Raw genomic sequence first — 17,845 nt, 5'->3', positions numbered from 1 at the left:
GTTATACCCGGTTTAGAAAGCGCTTCATTCCTGAATCCATAATACATCAGCTAACTCGCAGTTGTAAAAACGTTTGCACATAGTAAATTCAATAGAATTCAGCCGTTTATTATGGATAATGTTACCTTTACTCTTTTTATCACATGATTTCTTTAAATAACTTGAATATACTTCGGTTTAAAAATTCTTTTCTGCATTTTTTGTCGTATTTAGACGAATATTGTTGTATAATTGCTAAATATTATCAATTTACAGACTTTGGAAATCGGTTTCCCCTTCCTGAAACTTTGTGCAACTGTTTGTACAAACCTCTTGAACCTCATTTTGTTCCGTGCTATAATCCAAACCATCATGAAACACCTCATTCTTCACCAATCTAAAGGCACTGTCCCTTCTCGGGTACAACCTCGGCGTAATCTAACCGGCGGTTGTGCCTTTTTGTTGTGTGCAGAATCGGGTGTGTAGTCTATATAAATTGAACCACTGTTTTTTATGTTTTGGGATTAGCCGTGACTCCAGAGAAGTTTTGGACTTCCGGCCGCTGTTGTCTGCAGATTTCATGATTTATACCGCTGTTCGCGGTCGAAATCCGCAGACAAAGGCGGTCGCTACCGCTCCTCCAGTTCCAAAATTCCCCTCCGCCACTTTTCCCTTAACTTAAATTTTTAAGTTCAATCTATATAGCCAAACTAAATCTAGGAGGAATTAATATGTTATTAGAAGCCGTGTATCATCGTCCCCGTCTGAACTGGTCGTATGCCTATGATCACAACACCATCCACCTGCGGCTGCGTGCCAAGAAGGGGGATCTGACCGAGGTCTTCGCCTGGGCGGGTGATAAATATGCCTGGGACACCACCAAGGAATTGATCCCGATGACCCTGTTCACTTCCGATGCAATGTTCGATTACTGGGAATGCGAATCGGTTCCGCTCTACCGCAGGCTGAAATATGGCTTCCTGCTGCAGCAGGGCCAAGAACGGATCTGGATGACAGAGAGTGATTTCCAGAAGGAGCGTCCCGCGAACCCCAACCGGCTGTTTGAATTCCCCTACATAAGCCGCGGTGATGTCTTCACACCTCCGGCCTGGGTCAAGGATGCGGTGTTTTATCAGATTTTCCCGGAACGGTTCGCTAACGGCAATCCCGGCATAAGCCCTGCTAATGTGGAGCCTTGGGGCGGAACCCCCCGGCCGGATAATTTCTTCGGCGGAGATCTGCAGGGTGTCATAGATCATCTCGACCATCTGACGGAGCTGGGCATTACGGGCATTTATTTCACACCGGTCTTCACTGCCACCACCAATCACAAATATGACACGGAGGACTATATGCAGGTCGATCCGCATTTCGGTGATGTGGACACGCTGAAAAGATTGGTCGATGCTTGTCATGAGCGCGGCATCCGTGTGCTGCTGGACGCGGTCTTCAACCATGCGGGCCGTACCTTCGCTCCGTTCGTGGATGTACTGGAGAAGGGCGAGGATTCGGAGTATAAGAACTGGTTCCATATCCGGGAATATCCGCTCCAGGTCGTGAACAACATTCCGACCTACGATGCCTTCGCCTTCGAGCCGTTGATGCCGAAGCTGAACACAGAGCATCCTGAAGTGAAGGAATATTTGCTGAAGGTCGCAGAGTATTGGATTAAGGAGGTCGGCATCGACGGCTGGCGTCTGGATGTGGCCAACGAGGTGGATCACGAATTCTGGCGTGATTTCCGCAAAGTCGTGAAGCGTGCCAACCCCGAGGCTTACATTCTGGGCGAGATCTGGCATGAATCAGCCCCTTGGCTGGAAGGCGACAAATTCGATGCCGTCATGAACTACCCGTTCACAGATGCAGTGCTTGACTTCTTCGTCTACGGAACGCTGGATGCGGAAGGCTTCGCCCATTCGATCGGCAGACAGCTGTCCCGGTATCCGCTCCAGGCCAGTGAGGTCGCCTTCAATCTGCTGGACAGCCATGATACTGCGCGTCTGCTGACTGTAGCCGAGGGCGATAAGAACGTCATGAAGCTGGCTGCACTGTTCCAGTTCACCTTCATGGGCACGCCCTGCATTTACTACGGGGACGAGATCGGAATGGATGGCGGAGGCGACCCGGACTGCCGTAAATGTATGGAGTGGGACCCGGAGCGGCAGGACCGCAATTTATTCAACTTTTACCGTAAGCTGATTGAGATCCGCGGCAGCCATCCGGCGCTGCGCACCGGACGCTTCACCTTCCTTGAAGCCGCAGCCGGGGGCAGCAAGCTGGCCTACGAGCGCAGTCTGGGTGATGATCTGATTATCGTACTGATTAATACGGAGGAGACGGTGCAGACCTTCCGGCTGGACGTCCAGGAACGCAATTGGGAGAATCTGTGGACCGGCGAAGCGCTCCATGCCGAACGCGGAAAGCTGTCACTGAGGTTGCCTGCATACGGCTTCGCTGTGCTTCAGGCCAATATGTCCTAAACTCTGATCGGTTTCTTATGGGCTGATCCAGAACATTTTGGCGCAAACGTTTGTAGAATGAAATAGAGCTACTACTTAGTATAGGACACAATAGAATCAATTCTGTTGTGTCCTCTATATAATGAGTATTTATAGGTGTCTGCTGAAATTTTTGAACCAGCTATTCTTCCGGAAAAGTAATGTTCAACTGCTTACTTTTTAGAGATTGATAAGACAAACTCTACTCTATTTGCACTAATTTTGCACAAAATCCCCTTGTTCATTGCACAGATTTGCATCCCCCTCTGCTCCACTTCCAGATTCACAATAGCTTAAGCCGTATCGCAGTGTAGTGCTCAGAACGTAGAAGCCACGGGGATTACGCCCTATGCGAGGTTTCACTATTTACAATCATCCCCACTTCGATTAATATTACTGTGTAAAGCAAACGGTTCCATTAGGAGGTTTCTATGACAGTTACCATTAAGGACGTTGCCAAGAAAGCGGGGGTCTCACCCTCCACGGTGTCCCGGGTGTTGTCAGGCCATCCCAGAATCAGCTTAGAAACTTCCCGTAAGGTCAAAGTGATTATGGAAGAAATGGGCTACACCCCGAATATGATGGCCAAAAGTCTGGTATCCAAGACCACTAACAGTATCTGCATCATTCTTCCGAAACCGGCTGAAGAGCTGTTCTCCAATTTGTTTTTTATGGAATTAATCCGCGGGATCGTCACTCAGTCCAGCCGTTCCGGCTATGATGTGCTGATCAGCTCCGGGGCGAACGAGAAGGAGGAGCTTGAAGCTGTCTCCCGTCTGCTCAAGGGACGCCGCGTGGACGGCGTTATTCTGCTGTATTCCCGTAAAGACGATGCGGTGATCGATTTCCTGCAGTCGGGCGGTTATCCCTTTGTCCTGGTGGGACGGAGCGACCGCTACGAGGATATTCTGTCAGTGGACAATGATAATATCATGGCCGCCTATGATGCGACGAATCATCTCATCTCCATGGGGCATGAACGCATCGGCTTCGTCAGCGGGCCGCCGAACCTCATCGTCTCGCGCGACCGGCTGGAGGGTTACCGCAAAGCCATGCAGGGCAAGGGTCTGGAAATGAAGGATGAATGGATCGTTGAAGGCGAATTCCTGCAGGACAGCGGCTATAGGGCAATGTCCTTCTTCATGAATCTTCCGAACCGTCCGACAGCGCTTGTCGCGGTGGATGATATGGTCTCATTCGGGGTACTCCGCGGATTGAACGAGCTGAAGTACAAGGTCCCTGAGGATCTGGCGATTGTCAGCTTCAACAATATCCCGCTCTCCGAGCTGTCCAGTCCTCCGATCAGCAGCATTGATATCGGGATTTATCATCTTGGCTATACGGCCTCTCAGGTGTTGATCCAGAACATTCAGAAGCCGGATAATCAGGACGGATATACGAATCGTTTTGTCATTCCCCACCGTCTAATTGTACGGGAGTCCTCTATGCATACTCCGGGAAATTAAGGCATGTACAAGAAAATGAATGAAGCAGAGTTACGCTTCATTTATTTTTTGGAACTTTGTACAAACGTTTGCGCTAAAGTTCAGAATGTTGCTGGTAGGGGGATTCCCGCCTGCGGCTACTGGCGGTGAGGCTGGGGCTGATACACACTTTTTTAGTTTTCACTGTTCGGCCCTCGTGTGAATAGGAATTGTTGCACATTTTGCAGGAATTCCACCAGCAGGGCACGATTCGCAGAGAAATGTTGCATATTTTGCAGGATTCTTGCCCAGTTGGCGCGATAACCACATCTAATTGTTAACTAATCATATTAGGAGGTTCAACATGTCATATATCAAAGCCTGCCTGTTCGATCTGGACGGTGTTCTCGTGGACACTGCCCGGTATCACTATATTGCCTGGAGGGAGCTGGCCGAAGAGCTTGGATTTGTCTTCACAGAGCAGGATAATGAGCGGCTCAAGGGCGTCAGCCGGGCTGCTTCGCTGAATATTCTGCTGGAGATCGGCGGCATCACACTTGCTGAAGACGAGAAAGCCCGGCTGGCCGAGCAGAAGAATAACCGCTATGTCGAGTATATCGCCAAGATGGACAGCTCGGAGATTCTGCCCGGCGCCCTGGACTTTCTGCAGGAATGCCGGACCGCCGGCATCAAGGTAGCCCTCGGCTCCGCCAGCAAGAACGCCATGACCATCCTGAACAATACCGGCCTGACCCCATACTTCGATGCCATCATCGACGGCACGCATACCAGCGCGGCCAAGCCTGACCCGGAGGTCTTCCTGCTGGGTGCGCAGGCTCTGGATACCGTTCCCGCACACTGCGTCGTCTTCGAGGATGCCGCTGCCGGTATCCTGGCCGCTTCCCGTGCCGGTATGCGCAGCGTGGGCATAGGCTCACCCGAGACGCTAGGCGGAGCCACACTAGTTGTCCATTCCCTGCGGCAGCTCACTGTTGCCACACTGAAGGAATCTTTTGCCACTGTATGACGAATAGTAACAGAGCCTGTGAGCCTAGCCGTGAGCCCTTCCGCTCAAGCGGCATCTCTAGTCCGCCGGACAGCCTAACTGTACTTTGTACAACTATATTGCCAATTTATCCCCCGGGTATCGGCTTAGTTGTACTTTGTACACCTATGCTATCCCTTTTAAGCTGATATGACCTTTTAGGGCAGATTTAGTTGTACAGACTACAGTTATACGACTCAAGTCCCTCTAATCGCACCTTTTAAATGCACAGAATACAACTAACTCTAAGTCTGAACCTCTGAGCTTCGCTCATGGTGCAGAAAACATCCACTGCTCTATACATTTATCAGTTCAATTCATCAGTTCAATTAATCAGTTCAGTTCATTAATCAAAATCATCAGCAGATCATCAGTCAGATCAGATGCTGCACTTGCATCTTCTACCCTACCATCAGTAAAAGAACGGTGTGTGAAATCTCCTAGGTGCGTGATCAGCGCAGAAAGCGAAAGGAATGTGCAGAAGCGCCAGCGTTCGCCTTTGTCCCCGGATGCTTACCTTATAGCTTGAATACAGGCATCCGGGGACAACAGCGATCGTAACATCCTTTCGCATTCGGAGTGGCCTGCACGTACCGGCAAGACTGAGGCACACGGTTCATTTTATATCCCCATCCCCCCTTAAAGGAGCCAAAATCATGAAACAATACTTAACAATCAACGAATGGTCCATTATCGAAGAATCCTTTGATCCGCAGACCCAGGAAATATCCGAAAGCGTATTTAGTATCGGGAACGGATACATGGGCGGAAGAGCCAACTTCGAGGAGCAATACAGCGGGCACAGCCTGCAAGGCAGCTACATGGCCGGGGTCTATTACCCTGACAAGACACGGGTCGGCTGGTGGAAGAACGGGTACCCGGAGTATTTTGCCAAAGTGCTGAACAGCACCAACTGGATCGGAATTAACATCGGGCTGGACGGAACCCCGCTGGATCTGGCTACCTGCACAGTTACAGAGTTCCGCCGCGTACTCAATATGAAGGAAGGCACGCTCTCACGCAGCTTCACCGCAACCACTCAAGACGGCAAAGAAGTGAAGGTTGAGAGCATCCGCATCGTCAGCATGGTCCGTCAGGAGATCGGGGCGATCCGCTATTCGCTCACTCCGCTCAATTTTGCAGGGAATATTACCGTAACCCCCTACCTGGACGGCGATATCAAGAACAAGGACTCCAACTATGACGAGAAGTTCTGGAACGAAGTGGAGAAGAAGGCCGGACCAGAAGGCGGACATTTGACCCTGAAGACCAAAAAGCTTGATTTCCATGTCACCTCCGCCTTCGTCTTCGACATTCTGCTGAATGGGGAGCCGGTTGCGGCCGAAGCAGAGGTACTGGAGCAGGACAAATATGTGGCCAGTACAGTGAATGTTCCGGTACAATCCGGCGAACAGCTGGTTATTTATAAGTATGCTGCGAATGTCACCTCCCGCAATTACGGGCTGGGACAGCTCGTGGATGCCGCCGGGTCGGCACTTCAGAGTGCGCAGGAAGCTGGATTCGTGGCGCTACTCACGGAGCAGGCAACGGCTTGGGGCGATAAGTGGAAAGAGAGCGACATTATTATTGAGGGCGATGTGTCGGCGCAGCAGGCGATCCGGTTCAATATTTTCCAGCTGAATCAGACGTATACGGGTGAGGATGACCGGCTCAACATCGGGCCGAAGGGCTTCACCGGGGAAAAATACGGCGGCAGCACCTACTGGGATACGGAAGCTTATTGTGTGCCGTTCTATCTCAGTACCGCCGACTCCGCGATTGCCCGCAATCTGCTGATCTACCGCTACAAGCACCTGGAGAAGGCCAAGGAGAACGCCCGTAAGCTCGGCTACCGCAAAGGCGCGCTCTATCCGATGGTCACGATGAACGGTGAGGAGTGCCACAACGAGTGGGAGATTACATTCGAGGAGATTCACCGCAACGGCGCGATTGCCTATGCCATCTATAACTATGTGAATTATACCGGCGACAAGGCTTATCTGGGCCAATACGGCCTGGAGGTGCTGGTGGAGATTGCGCGCTTCTGGGAGGAGCGTGTGAACTATGTGGCGCATAAGGACAAATACGTGATGCTGGGCGTCACCGGCCCGAATGAATACGAGAATAACGTCAATAACAACTGGTACACGAACCGGATGGCCGCCTGGACGATGGAATACACGCTTGAGGCTCTGGCCTATGTACAGGAGAATGAGGGTTCGCGTTACGCTGAGCTGGCTGACAAGCTGGAGCTGCTGGAGAGCGAAACGGCCAAGTGGAGTGAGATTATCGCCAAAATGTACTATCCGGCTGACGAGGAACGCGGAATCTTCCTCCAGCAGGACGGCTTTCTTGACAAGGAGATCATTCAGGTCAAGGATGTGCTGCCGGAGAACCTGCCGCTGAACCAGAAATGGTCATGGGACCGGATTCTGCGCTCGTGCTTCATCAAGCAGGCAGATGTGCTTCAGGGACTTTACTTCCTCGGCGACCGCTATGATCTGGACACCAAGAAGCGCAACTTCGACTTTTACGAGCCGATCACCGTGCATGAGTCCTCCCTCTCCCCTTGCATCCATTCCATTCTGGCCAGTGAGCTGGGTTACAAGGAGAAGGCGTATGAGATGTACCTGCGGACCTCACGCCTGGATCTCGACAATTACAATAACGATACGGAGGACGGCTGCCATACCACCAGCATGGCGGGTACATGGATGTCCGTTGTTCATGGCTTCGGCGGACTTCGCGTGCTGAACGACCGGCTGGTTCTGAACCCGTCCAATCCGGGACACTGGACCTCCTATTCGTTCAAAATTATGTTCCGCGGCTCCCGGCTAAAAGTGACCGTGACCGATGCACAGGTTACCGTCAGCAACGAAACCGAGGTTCCAGCCTCCCTCACCATTCACGGCAAGGAGTATATGGTGAACGGACTAGGCACTGTCAGTGCCGGGGGCGCTTCTGTCACGGTGTAAGCTTATCAGCCCCGAAGATGTATGGCTTCTTCGGGGCTTCTTTCAATAAGAGCTCCACTAATTCTGCCAAATCATCAATGACTGCATCCGCTTCGGCCACTGTGACAAACTGTTGATTCCTTTTCCAGACGGCCTTCATTCCCGCTTCGCGGCTTGCACGTATATCGTTATCCGGATGATCGCCAACAAAAAGAGCGTTGCCCGCGTCTACACCTAATCTTGTTAATGCACGATGGAAAATAGCCGGATCTGGCTTGCGGAGTCCTTCCCATTCGGAGATAAGCACCTCATCGAATAAATGCGCGATGTTCAAGGCCTTGAAATTATCGTATTGAAATTGACCATAACCGTTCGAGATTAGCGCAATCTTCAGATCATGATTCTTCAGTTCAGTAAGCATACTTAATAAATTCGGGAAACCTGTACAGTGTTGCTGGAAGTTGTATAAGTAATCATCCAATAGCAAGTTCCAGTCCAGCTTCGAAATAGAGAACTCTTGTAAGATCTGTTGATATACTTTGTCCTTCCACAGGTAGCCGTGATTATCAAGCTCGATAAAGCGCTGAACAAACAGATCGTGATCAACAATCTGAAGCTCCGGGTAACGCCGGTATTGATCTTGTACGAACTTTAACAGGGATGTATCCCGGTCTAGCAATGTTCCATCCAGATCAAAAAGAACCGCTTGAATTGTCAATCCAATCCCTCCACTCCCTTGTAATCTATAAACCTAATATACCATGGTAATGGAGCTACATTTATGAAAAGAACCTTTTGGAAAGAAGCCGTAGTCTACCAGATCTGCCCGCGCTACACCGAGATTAATGGGGAGCAGGCACTGGCTGATGCGGACTCGGTATTTTATTATTATCAAGAATTGATTCGTCTGCGTAAGCAGCATCCCATTATGGTCTATGCCGATTATGAGCTGCTCTTGCCGGAGCATGAATATATCTATGCCTATACCCGCACCCTGGAAGGTGAAAAGTGGCTAATCCTAGAGCCTGCCGGATCGGGTAGTCTAACGGATGCTGACAAACCCCTTCAAGTATGACATCATAGGTGGATAGGACGCAGGCAGAACCCTGTCATGAATGAGCAGAGAATAACAGGAACATCTGTGCGGTGGTATGATAGGATGATTTCAGAAGGAGATGGGGAGCTTGGAATGGCTGATCCGAATGAAGAATGCACTGGACTATATGGAGCTGAAAATGACTGAAACGCTGCGCATTGAGGAAGTGGCTGAGGTGGCCTTTGTCTCACCGTTCCACTTCCAACGCATGTTCAGTATGCTGACCGGCTTCACCGTGGCCGACTATATCCGCAAGCGCAGATTGACGCTGGCCGCCCAGGAGCTGGCCGTGTCCAAGGTCCGTGTGCTGGATGTGGCGCTGAAATACGGTTACGACTCGCCGGAGTCCTTCGCCAAGGCGTTCCGCAAAGCCCATGGGATTACCCCCTCGGAAGCGCGTAAGTCCGGCGTACAGCTCAAAGCCTTCCCCCGCATCTCGTTCCACCTATCATTGAAGGGAGATCAGGACATGGACTACAAAATCGTGGATAAACCAGCTTTTACCGTCATCGGCAAATCAATAGAGGTAACTACCCGGGACGGGGAGAATCTCCGGAGAATCCCGCAGTTCTGGGACGAATGCAATGAGGACGGCACTTCCGATAAGTTGATCGAGCTTGCGTCTTCCCGCGAATGGCTTGGCATCTGCACGGATATGGATATGAAAAAGGAACAGCTTACCTACTGGATCGGGGTGGAAGGAACGCCGGAGACAGATGCACAAGGGTATGAGACCACTGTCGTTCCGGCCGCCAGCTGGGCAGTCTTCCGGTCCGAGGGTGCTTTGCCGCATGCCATTCAAGGAGTCTGGCAACGCATTTTCCAGGAATGGTTCCCGGGAACCGGCTACGAGCATACCGGCGGCCCTGAGATCGAGTTATACCCGCCCGGCGATACGAGATCAGAGGATTATGTCTGTGAAGTATGGATTCCGGTGATGAAGAAATAAGAACAGTGCTGATATTTGGGGAACGGCTTCGCTGTCTGCTTGGACAGTGGAGCTGTTTTTTTGTTTTGAGATTCTTCCCAAGCTTGGTATAATAAATAGATTATAGTTTTCATAATCTAGTGTATTCTCATCCGAGATCGGTGAAGGAGATATTCATGTCTATCGTAAAAATCTTTTCAGACAGCACTTCCGATTTGCCGCAAGGCTGGAAGGACACATATGATATCGGCATTGTGCCGTTATATGTAGTTTTTGAGAACGGTACCTTCAAGGACGGGGTCGAAATTACCCCCGAGGAGGTCTACCGCCGGGTTGCTGCGGGCGGTGCCCTGCCTAAGACCGCTGCGCCTTCCCCTGCTGATTTCATCGCCGCGTTCCAGCCGGTGATCAGCAGCGGCCATGATATTGTCTATATCAGTCTATCCTCTGCTCTATCTTCTACATATCAGAATGCTCTACTGGCAGCGGGTGAATTCCCGGAGGGCCGGGTGCATGTCGTAGATTCTGAGACCTTATGCGGCGGAATCGCGCTGCTGGTCATGAAGGCTGCACGTGCCGCAGCCGCAGGCGAGAGCGCTGCCAACATCGCAGCAATGATTACCGAAGCCCGTAACCGGGTAGAATCGGAATTCGTTGTCGATACGCTGGACTACTTATACATGGGTGGCCGCTGTTCTGGGATGCAGAACTTTATCGGCAGCCTGCTGAAGATCCGTCCGGTTCTCCGGCTGGTGGACGGAGCCATTGTCCCCGTTGCCCGCATCCGCGGCAAGAAGGAGAAGGCCGTGGAACAGATGCTCCACCATGCGCTGGCGAATGCCGCCGATATGGACAAGGAGCTGCTCATTATTGCCCATACGCTGGCTGAAGAGGATGCCAAAATTCTGGAGACCGCGCTGCGCGCGCAGACCGGTGTTGAGGAAATCGCCGTCATTCATGCCGGCTGTGTCATCGGGAGTCACTGCGGACCTGCTACGGTGGGTCTGATGTATATGCGCTAGAACGGTTGGACCCCGCAGCAGGCATCAGGTCCGGTAGTTGCCGGATCAGGCAACTGCCGAACAGCCACAGCTTACCACAAGAAACAGCAAGTCTCCTGGCGGGGACCTGCTGTTTGTTCGTGTTCATGGGTTGTCTGACGTCTCTGCAACAAGCAAGCGTCCGCAATTGTATGCGGTTTTCCGCCTACATTTGGCCCATGTGCCACCGCGACAGCAGCAAGTCTCCGGGGGACCTGCTGTTTTTCTTTTGCATGGGATTGTATTACGTTTACGTTGTTGTATCGGGATATAACGGGCTCAGCGGCCCCTCAACAGCATCGGCAACCAGCGTGTAGAATTCGGGGAATCCCGGGTGCTCGGCACTCTTGATTTCTTCGAAGGTACGGATATATAATCCTTGCGAAGCGACAGAGGTCAGGATATCCCCCAGCGTCCAGCTCCGCACCACCACTTGTCCTAAGCCGGAACGCTCCTCTTCAGGAAGCAGCTTGGCGAACGCAACTTCACTTTCTCTAAGCGTATCGTCAAAATAATTGCCGGTGGGATGCTGAAGCGTCTTCGTGGTCAGCCATGCCCTGGCGAACGGGTGGAAGTCGGTCAGCAGAAGTCGTCCATTTACCTTCAGCCGTCTGCGGACCAAGGCAAACACCGCATTCAAATCAGTGAAATAATGCAAAATCCCAAACTCCATCAGCACCACGTCGAACGTTCCCAAGGCTTCTTCTCCGGGGATATTCATTGCGTCTGCACAGATGTAATCCAGCTTCACCCCCGCTGCTTCCGCTACCTCGCAGGCATATAAGCGGTTCTCTTCCGAAATATCCACGACGGTAACATCAGCGCCAAGCAACGAGAAGCAAATGGCCTTCCTGCCGTGAGAGCCAAGCAGATTCAGCACCTTCAAGCCTGACGGATCGCCCGTGTACTTGAGCCAATACCGCAGTGTATGTGCGGGATCCTGCTGCAGCTGCACTGCAAGCTCCTCAGGTGAACCATGGTACTGCGTCCAAGCCTGATAGGCTTTTGTCTCCCAAGCCGCCTTATTCGTACGTGACATCTGTTCTTGCATGTTACTCCCCCTTGTAAGAAGAATTTGGAAATGGCACTTTCTGATTTTACTACAATCCGGTTATAATGCAACAAGCTGAAATCCAATAGTTTGCGCTACCCATGCGTTAAAGTCGATATAACGAACAGAAATAACCCGCCCCACTGTATCTTGGGGAACGGGTTGTCTGGCTTGATAGTTGAGAATACAGGTGATTGTCCTCGATATACGAGAACACAAGTGAGCGTCAGCCCCCGGCTCCGGTTAACCCTCAGGAGAGTAACTCCGGCTCCAGCTCCGCCTCTTCCTTCATAAAAGGCAGCATGAACCGGAAGATCGATCCCCGGTCCTCCTCGCTCTCCACGAAGATCGTTCCGCCCATCAGCTCCACGAGCTGCTTGCAGATGGCAAGTCCCAGTCCGGTTCCGCCGTATTTGCGGTTAATGGACGGATGCAGCTGGGAGAAGGACTGGAAGAGCAGATTCAGCTTGCTGTCGGCAATGCCTACACCGGTATCACGGACCGAGAACTCCAGCAGATATTCCGGTGAGGCAGGCAGCGGGATGTTCTTGACTGACAAGGTGACACTGCCCCGATCGGTGAATTTCAGCGCGTTGCCTACCAGATTGACGATAATCTGGCGCAGCCGGCTCGGATCGGTCGTGACGATGTCCGGCACACTGGTATCTGCCCACCAGCGCAAAGAGAGCTTCTTCTCCTCCGCCTTTGGAGTGAACAGATCAATAATGCCCTCCAGCATCTCCCGCAGATCGAAGCGTTCGGATTGCAGCGGCATCTTACCCGCCTCCATCTTGCTGAAATCAAGGATGTCATTGAGAATCTGCAGCAGGCTGTAGCTGCTGCTGCGCAGAATCTCGGCGTAGCTGCGCTGCTCCTCCCCAAGCTCGGTCTCCAGCAGCAGGTCGGCCATACCAATCATTCCGTTCATCGGCGTACGGATCTCATGGCTCATCATTGCCAGGAAATCCGACTTGGCCTGTGCGGCCCGCTCTGCCGATTCCTTGGCGCGGAGAATCTCCCGCTCGTTCGTAATATCGCTGAAGGAAATAACCACACCGCAGATCATCCCTCTGTCCAGCAGCGGAGCGATCCGGTAATTCACGAAGAAGCTGGTCCCATCCTTGCGCCAGAACACTTCATCCGCCTTGCTGCGGGTAACTCCGTCTTGCAGGGTAAGCGTGATGGGACACTCCAGCAGAGAATGGAGGGGCGCGCCTCCATGCATGTAATGGATCATCTCCATCATCGGCAGCCCGGTCAGCTCTGACGGCTCGTAGCCCAGCATCTCTGCCCCTTCACGGTTAATGAATATGGTCCGGCCGAGGTTGTCCAGGCCGAAGATTCCGGCAGAGACGGAGTTCAGAATGAGGCTAAGCCGTTTGTCCTCGGCCATCTCGAACACGAATTCGGCCTGCGGCAGCTCCTCGTCATCCTTCGCGGCGGCCACTTCATCCGCATACGCAGAACACTCGTCTCCTGCCTGCACATTCCGCTCAGCACCTGCCGCAAGACTGCTGCTCATGCTCACCCAGCTATGCAGCAGACTGGACAGGGGGCGGTTCCCGGGATCATGGAGGATAGCGAATACACCGGCAATGCCTTCGTCTGTGTGAAGCGGCACATAGCGTACCGTAACCCCTGAACCGCAAGCATTTCCCGTTCCCTTGGCACTTCCAGAACTTCGAGAACTTCCAGCACTCTCAGTACTTCCAGCACCAGCACTTACCACATTTCCAGCACTGGTACTTCCCGCACTTCCAGCACCATAATTCCCCCCAGGCTCAGCACCGCCGGCCCCTCTCCCCGTCTCTTCATGTCCTTCCGAGGCTTCCACGGCCAGCTCGAAGCTCGATGTAATCCCGGCCAGGGCAGCTGCGAAATGAGCCTCACCGGGCGGATGGATCCGGCAATCGTTCAGTCTGCCTGCCTCCTCGGCACTTAACATCCGGTTACTGTCCCTGTACCTTCCCTGCCTGTCCAGCACAATGATGAAGTCCGGATGATGATCGAACAACGCCCTATAAGCACTTTCACCAGATAGCGCGTTGTCCAGAATAGAAGCCCAGTCCTTAAGCATAGCCCACCTCCTCCGCTGCTCCTTCAACCCTGCTATCGTTAGCGTCCGAAGACTGCAGAAACGCTCTGATTATGTAGAACTCTCTGAATTAGTTCCTATTATAGCAAAAAAAACGTTAGCGGTCGCCAGAAAAACATAGCACTAACCGGGCTGTACAACAACAAAAACAGTGCAAGTCCTTCAGGAGGACCGCACTGTCTGCTTCATTTCTAAGAGTGGACCGGCTTCGATTCCGGCGATGTCAGCTTATATCCTGATGCTCGATCTTGCGGATGGAGAGGTAGGCAATAGCCGCACCAGCCAGGGCAAGCGTGATCGAAATCCCGAACAGATCACCCATGCGGAAGCCGCCGAAGCTGTTGCCGGAGGATATCAGCGAGACGATCAACACGGCGGAAACAATCGTGGCCGTTACGGATTTGCGGCGCATTCCGAAGTATAACGGAATCAGCCCGATGCCTGCCGCGTATAGCGCATCCGTCCCCGCGCTGAGCAGATGAGTAGTAATCAGCTCCCGGGTCAATGTCTCCTGAATAACATTCGGGAACACATACAAGCTTCCTGCTAGAAGGCTGCTGATGGCAACATCCGACAGCAAAATACCGAAGAAGGTAAACAAAAAGACAATGATCAGCTTGGCGGCCATGAGCATTTTGCGCGGCACCGGGTACGTGAACAACACAGTAATCGTATTGTTTTTGTATTCGTCGATGACCAGCTTGCTAAGCAACACAGAGGCGAAGACGATATAAGTCGCTTTTACAAATATGAATACTCCTTGAAAAATCTCGCCATAAGTATCGAATTCCCCATCATCCATCCCTGTAAAAATCAGCAAGATCATAGCAGTAAGAATGGCCAGATCCGCAATCAGCACGCCCTTAAGAAAAGTGAATTTACTCTTGCGCAGCTCCAGCCGAATTAACTTAAACATGGTTGACGCCCCCCATCAGTTCCACAAAATGATCCTCCAGCGAATGATGCTTCTTGCTCATACTATCCAGCTCCACCTCTGCTGCGGACAGGGCCCGGCTCAGCTCTAGCTGCGGGATGTCTTCATAGACACGAATGGTCCGCGGGTCAAGCACCTTGTAATTGCGGAGACCCAGCTTCCCCTCCAGGACGAAGACGGCCTTCGTGCACTCGCTGGTCACCAGCTCGATATACTGGGTTTGCTGGCTCCGGATCGTATCCATTGCCACCTGCTCCACCAGCACCCCTTCACGAATTACGCCGATCGTGTCGGCAATCTGCTCGATTTCGCCCAGAATGTGGCTGGAGATCAGCAGGGTCATGCCATAATCACGGCTCAGCATACGGAACACCTCGCGCAGCTCCTTGATTCCAAGCGGGTCCAGCCCGTTAATCGGTTCGTCAAGAATCAGCAGCTCCGGCTTGGTCATGACCGCTCTGGCAATGCCCAGCCGCTGCTTCATCCCCAGGGAGAAATTCTTCACCGGTTTGCTGTCCACGGCTCTCAGCTTCACTAATTCGAGCGCTTCCTCTATCGCATTGGCATCATAAAAGCCCATATATTCCCCATGCAGCGCCAGATTCTCGCGGGCACTCAGCTTGTCGTAGAACACCGGGTATTCAATAATGCTGCCCATGCGCTTAAGCATGTCGTAAGAGCGGTGGGTCATCTTCTCCCCGGCAAATTCAATCTCGCCCGCCGTCGGCTTCACCAGATTCGTGATCATTTTCATCACCGTTGTTTTGCCGGCGCCGTTCGGTCCCAGGAATCCGTAAATTTCACCCTGCTTAATCTCCATATTCACACTGCTAACAATTTCCTTATCCTCATAGACCTTGGTCAGATCCCATGTCCGGAGTATCGTTGTCATTTTCCGTTATCCCCTTTAGCATCGTCATGTTCTTCCTGGTATTTATTCTACAGGGCGGAATTTGCTTTTTTCTTACTGAAATCTTACTTAATTCTTAAGAAGCTTCAGAAGGACTGTCTGGGAAAAGAGAGCGTAAATGCCGTACGCACATTCGGCTGGCTGCTCAGGGAAATAGTCCCGTTCATCTGCTCGGTCAGCCGCTTCGTAATCGTCAGTCCCAGGCCGCTGCCCTGATAGTCGCGGTTACGCGAATCCTCCAGGGTGTACAGCCGCTCAAACACCTTATCCTCGTGGCCTTCGGCGATGCCCTTGCCCCGGTCCCACACTTCTATGCAGACCCGTCCGGCGTCCGGGTACAGCTTCAGCCCCAGCACTCCCCCTGCATTACCGTAGGTAATCGCGTTGGAGAGCAGATTCGTCAGAATCCGGTCCAGTGCCTCATCGTTGCCCATGATATGAAGCGGCTCTTCCGGGATCTCGATCTGCACATCCGTGCCGCTCTCACTAAGCAGATCATAGAAGGAGAGTATATTCCGGCGGCAGACCTCGCCCAGCTCTACCCGCGAGAGCGGGATATCCCGGTCCCCGGACTCCAGCTTCGCCAGATCAAAGAACCGGTTCATCAGCACAATGACCTCACCGGCCTTGGTATGAATCGTCCGCAGCATCCGTTCCTGCTCTTCCTTGGATATCGCCTCATCATGCAGCAGCGTCTCAATATAGCCCAGCACCACCGTCAGGGGCGTCTTCAGATCATGCGACACATTCGCCAGCATTCCGCGCATGGATTGCTCCAGCTTACTCCGCTTAGCCGCTCCCTGATGATTGACATCCAGCAGCCGGTTCAGGTCGGTCAGCAGCTGCTGCACCTGCGGACTACTGCTCATCAGCAGCAGCCGCTCATGCGATCCGCCTTCTATAATGCTCTCCAGCTTATAGTGAATGTAGTCCATCTGGCGGGCATGCTGCCGTGATTTCAAGAACTGTAACGTAGTGACCACAAGCAACAGTACAAGCAGAACCAGCAACAGAATGATCACAGCAGCACATCCCCCAGCTTGTAGCCGATCCCCCACAGCGTTTTGATATACTCCGGATGGGAGGGATCATCCTCAATTTTCTCGCGCAATCTGCGCATATGTACATTAATTACGTTCTCATCGCCATAATAATCCTCTTCCCAGACTTGGCTGTAGATCTGCGCCTTGGTGAATACCCGGCCCGGACTGCTCACGAACAGCTTCAGGATGTGGAACTCCTTGGCGGTCAGCTTCAGCTCTTGCCCGTTCTTCCGCACCGAGAAATTATCCAGGTCCACGCTCAGCCCGCGCAGCTCGATTCCCTTCGGCTTCTCCGGCTGTGTCTCTCCGCCATCCTGCACCCCGCTCCCGGCAACAGCTTGGCTTCCAGATGCAGCATACCCCGCCCGGCGGATCGCCGCCTTCACCCGGGCTGCCAGTTCAATCATCGAGAACGGCTTGGTAATATAATCATCCGCGCCGAAGCCCAGCCCCAGCGCCTTATCCACATCGCTGTCCTTCGCCGACATAATCAGCACCGGCACAAGGCTGCCGCTGCGGATCATCTGCAGCACATCCGTGCCGCTGCGCTTGGGCAGCATCAGATCCAGCAGTACCAGATCGTAAGTAAGCCCGCCCAGGAACTTGCTCACCGCCATGTCCCCGTCATATGCGATCTCCACCTCATAGCCCTCTTTGGTCAGATAAGAATGGACCATTTCGCTAATCGCTTCATCATCCTCGATCAGCAGCACCCTCTGTTGCATAATGAACCTCCCGTACTCCTATTTGTTAAAGTATATCAATGCTGCAGACGAGATTCTACTAAAAAGAGCTAACCATACATACGGTTGTGTACTGAATGACTATTGAATAAGGTTTACATGCAA

General features: G+C 52.4%; 14 protein-coding genes. 7 read left to right on the top strand and 7 right to left on the bottom strand.

What is annotated here, in order from left to right:
* Positions 1-710: 710 nt before the first annotated feature.
* The 4 genes from C173_RS00770 to C173_RS00755 all read left to right on the top strand — a co-directional run bounded on the left by C173_RS00770 (position 711) and on the right by C173_RS00755 (position 7,921).
* Entirely contained in the window at positions 711-2,459 is a 1,749-nt protein-coding gene (locus C173_RS00770) for an alpha-glycosidase (protein WP_036721400.1), read from the top strand.
* A gap of 449 nt (positions 2,460-2,908) precedes the next feature.
* Positions 2,909-3,943 carry a LacI family DNA-binding transcriptional regulator gene (locus C173_RS00765; RefSeq protein ID WP_036721398.1) on the top strand — a complete coding sequence of 345 codons (1,035 nt, stop codon included), beginning with the start codon at positions 2,909-2,911 and terminating at the stop codon, positions 3,941-3,943.
* A 322-nt stretch (positions 3,944-4,265) separates the two neighbouring features.
* Complete coding sequence (pgmB, locus tag C173_RS00760) at positions 4,266-4,928, top strand: beta-phosphoglucomutase (protein ID WP_036721397.1); 663 nt, start codon at positions 4,266-4,268, stop codon at positions 4,926-4,928.
* A 674-nt stretch (positions 4,929-5,602) separates the two neighbouring features.
* Entirely contained in the window at positions 5,603-7,921 is a 2,319-nt protein-coding gene (locus C173_RS00755; protein WP_036721395.1) for a glycoside hydrolase family 65 protein, read from the top strand.
* Here C173_RS00755 and C173_RS00750 read toward each other — a convergent pair.
* The gene (locus tag C173_RS00750; protein WP_036721392.1) at positions 7,911-8,618 is read right to left on the bottom strand and encodes an HAD family hydrolase; all 708 of its coding nucleotides are present in this window, start codon (positions 8,616-8,618) and stop codon (positions 7,911-7,913) included. The two genes, C173_RS00755 and C173_RS00750, sit on opposite strands and share 11 nt — an antisense overlap.
* A 63-nt stretch (positions 8,619-8,681) precedes the next feature.
* Between C173_RS00750 and C173_RS34580 the strand changes: the two genes are divergently transcribed.
* The 3 genes from C173_RS34580 to C173_RS00735 all read left to right on the top strand — a co-directional run bounded on the left by C173_RS34580 (position 8,682) and on the right by C173_RS00735 (position 10,946).
* Entirely contained in the window at positions 8,682-8,975 is a 294-nt protein-coding gene (locus C173_RS34580; protein WP_036721390.1) for an alpha-amylase family glycosyl hydrolase, read from the top strand.
* A 109-nt stretch (positions 8,976-9,084) separates the two neighbouring features.
* A complete protein-coding gene (locus tag C173_RS00740; RefSeq protein ID WP_200869495.1) occupies positions 9,085-9,945 on the top strand; it encodes an AraC family transcriptional regulator in 861 nt (286 codons plus the stop codon).
* A 155-nt stretch (positions 9,946-10,100) separates the two neighbouring features.
* The gene (locus C173_RS00735; protein WP_036721385.1) at positions 10,101-10,946 is read left to right on the top strand and encodes a DegV family protein; all 846 of its coding nucleotides are present in this window, start codon (positions 10,101-10,103) and stop codon (positions 10,944-10,946) included.
* Between the two features lie 268 nt (positions 10,947-11,214).
* On the opposite strand, the gene C173_RS00730 is transcribed toward C173_RS00735, so the two are convergent.
* From C173_RS00730 to C173_RS00705, 6 genes are all read right to left on the bottom strand, one after another.
* Entirely contained in the window at positions 11,215-12,015 is an 801-nt protein-coding gene (locus C173_RS00730) for a class I SAM-dependent methyltransferase (RefSeq protein ID WP_051477731.1), read from the bottom strand.
* A 250-nt stretch (positions 12,016-12,265) separates the two neighbouring features.
* Complete coding sequence (locus tag C173_RS32610) at positions 12,266-14,092, bottom strand: PAS domain-containing sensor histidine kinase (protein WP_051477730.1); 1,827 nt, start codon at positions 14,090-14,092, stop codon at positions 12,266-12,268.
* Between the two features lie 241 nt (positions 14,093-14,333).
* Positions 14,334-15,026: an ABC transporter permease gene (locus tag C173_RS00720; RefSeq protein WP_036721383.1), complete on the bottom strand. Its 693-nt coding sequence runs from the start codon at positions 15,024-15,026 to the stop codon at positions 14,334-14,336.
* On the bottom strand, positions 15,019-15,936 hold the full coding sequence (locus tag C173_RS00715; RefSeq protein ID WP_036721380.1) for an ABC transporter ATP-binding protein: 918 nt from the start codon (positions 15,934-15,936) through the stop codon (positions 15,019-15,021). Before C173_RS00715 ends, C173_RS00720 begins: the two co-directional genes overlap by 8 nt.
* A 104-nt stretch (positions 15,937-16,040) precedes the next feature.
* Complete coding sequence (locus tag C173_RS00710) at positions 16,041-16,976, bottom strand: sensor histidine kinase (protein WP_036721377.1); 936 nt, start codon at positions 16,974-16,976, stop codon at positions 16,041-16,043.
* Positions 16,973-17,722: a response regulator transcription factor gene (locus tag C173_RS00705; protein ID WP_036721374.1), complete on the bottom strand. Its 750-nt coding sequence runs from the start codon at positions 17,720-17,722 to the stop codon at positions 16,973-16,975. Before C173_RS00705 ends, C173_RS00710 begins: the two co-directional genes overlap by 4 nt.
* Positions 17,723-17,845 lie beyond the last annotated feature (123 nt).

It is taken from the genome of Paenibacillus sp. FSL R7-277 (assembly GCF_000517965.1).
GTDB lineage: Bacteria > Bacillota > Bacilli > Paenibacillales > Paenibacillaceae > Paenibacillus_AQ > Paenibacillus_AQ silagei.
The sequence above is the reverse complement of the archived record's forward strand: the minus strand, read 5'-3'. Positions and strand labels throughout refer to the sequence as shown.

Coding starts and splice junctions, on each gene's coding strand:
- C173_RS00755 (WP_036721395.1), top strand. CDS start 5,603: ATGAAACAATACTTAACAATCAACGAATGGTCCATTATCGAAGAATCC.
- C173_RS32610 (WP_051477730.1), bottom strand. CDS start 14,092: ATGCTTAAGGACTGGGCTTCTATTCTGGACAACGCGCTATCTGGTGAA.
- C173_RS00735 (WP_036721385.1), top strand. CDS start 10,101: ATGTCTATCGTAAAAATCTTTTCAGACAGCACTTCCGATTTGCCGCAA.
- pgmB (WP_036721397.1), top strand. CDS start 4,266: ATGTCATATATCAAAGCCTGCCTGTTCGATCTGGACGGTGTTCTCGTG.
- C173_RS00715 (WP_036721380.1), bottom strand. CDS start 15,936: ATGACAACGATACTCCGGACATGGGATCTGACCAAGGTCTATGAGGAT.
- C173_RS00770 (WP_036721400.1), top strand. CDS start 711: ATGTTATTAGAAGCCGTGTATCATCGTCCCCGTCTGAACTGGTCGTAT.
- C173_RS00720 (WP_036721383.1), bottom strand. CDS start 15,026: ATGTTTAAGTTAATTCGGCTGGAGCTGCGCAAGAGTAAATTCACTTTT.
- C173_RS00765 (WP_036721398.1), top strand. CDS start 2,909: ATGACAGTTACCATTAAGGACGTTGCCAAGAAAGCGGGGGTCTCACCC.
- C173_RS00730 (WP_051477731.1), bottom strand. CDS start 12,015: ATGCAAGAACAGATGTCACGTACGAATAAGGCGGCTTGGGAGACAAAA.
- C173_RS00705 (WP_036721374.1), bottom strand. CDS start 17,722: ATGCAACAGAGGGTGCTGCTGATCGAGGATGATGAAGCGATTAGCGAA.
- C173_RS34580 (WP_036721390.1), top strand. CDS start 8,682: ATGAAAAGAACCTTTTGGAAAGAAGCCGTAGTCTACCAGATCTGCCCG.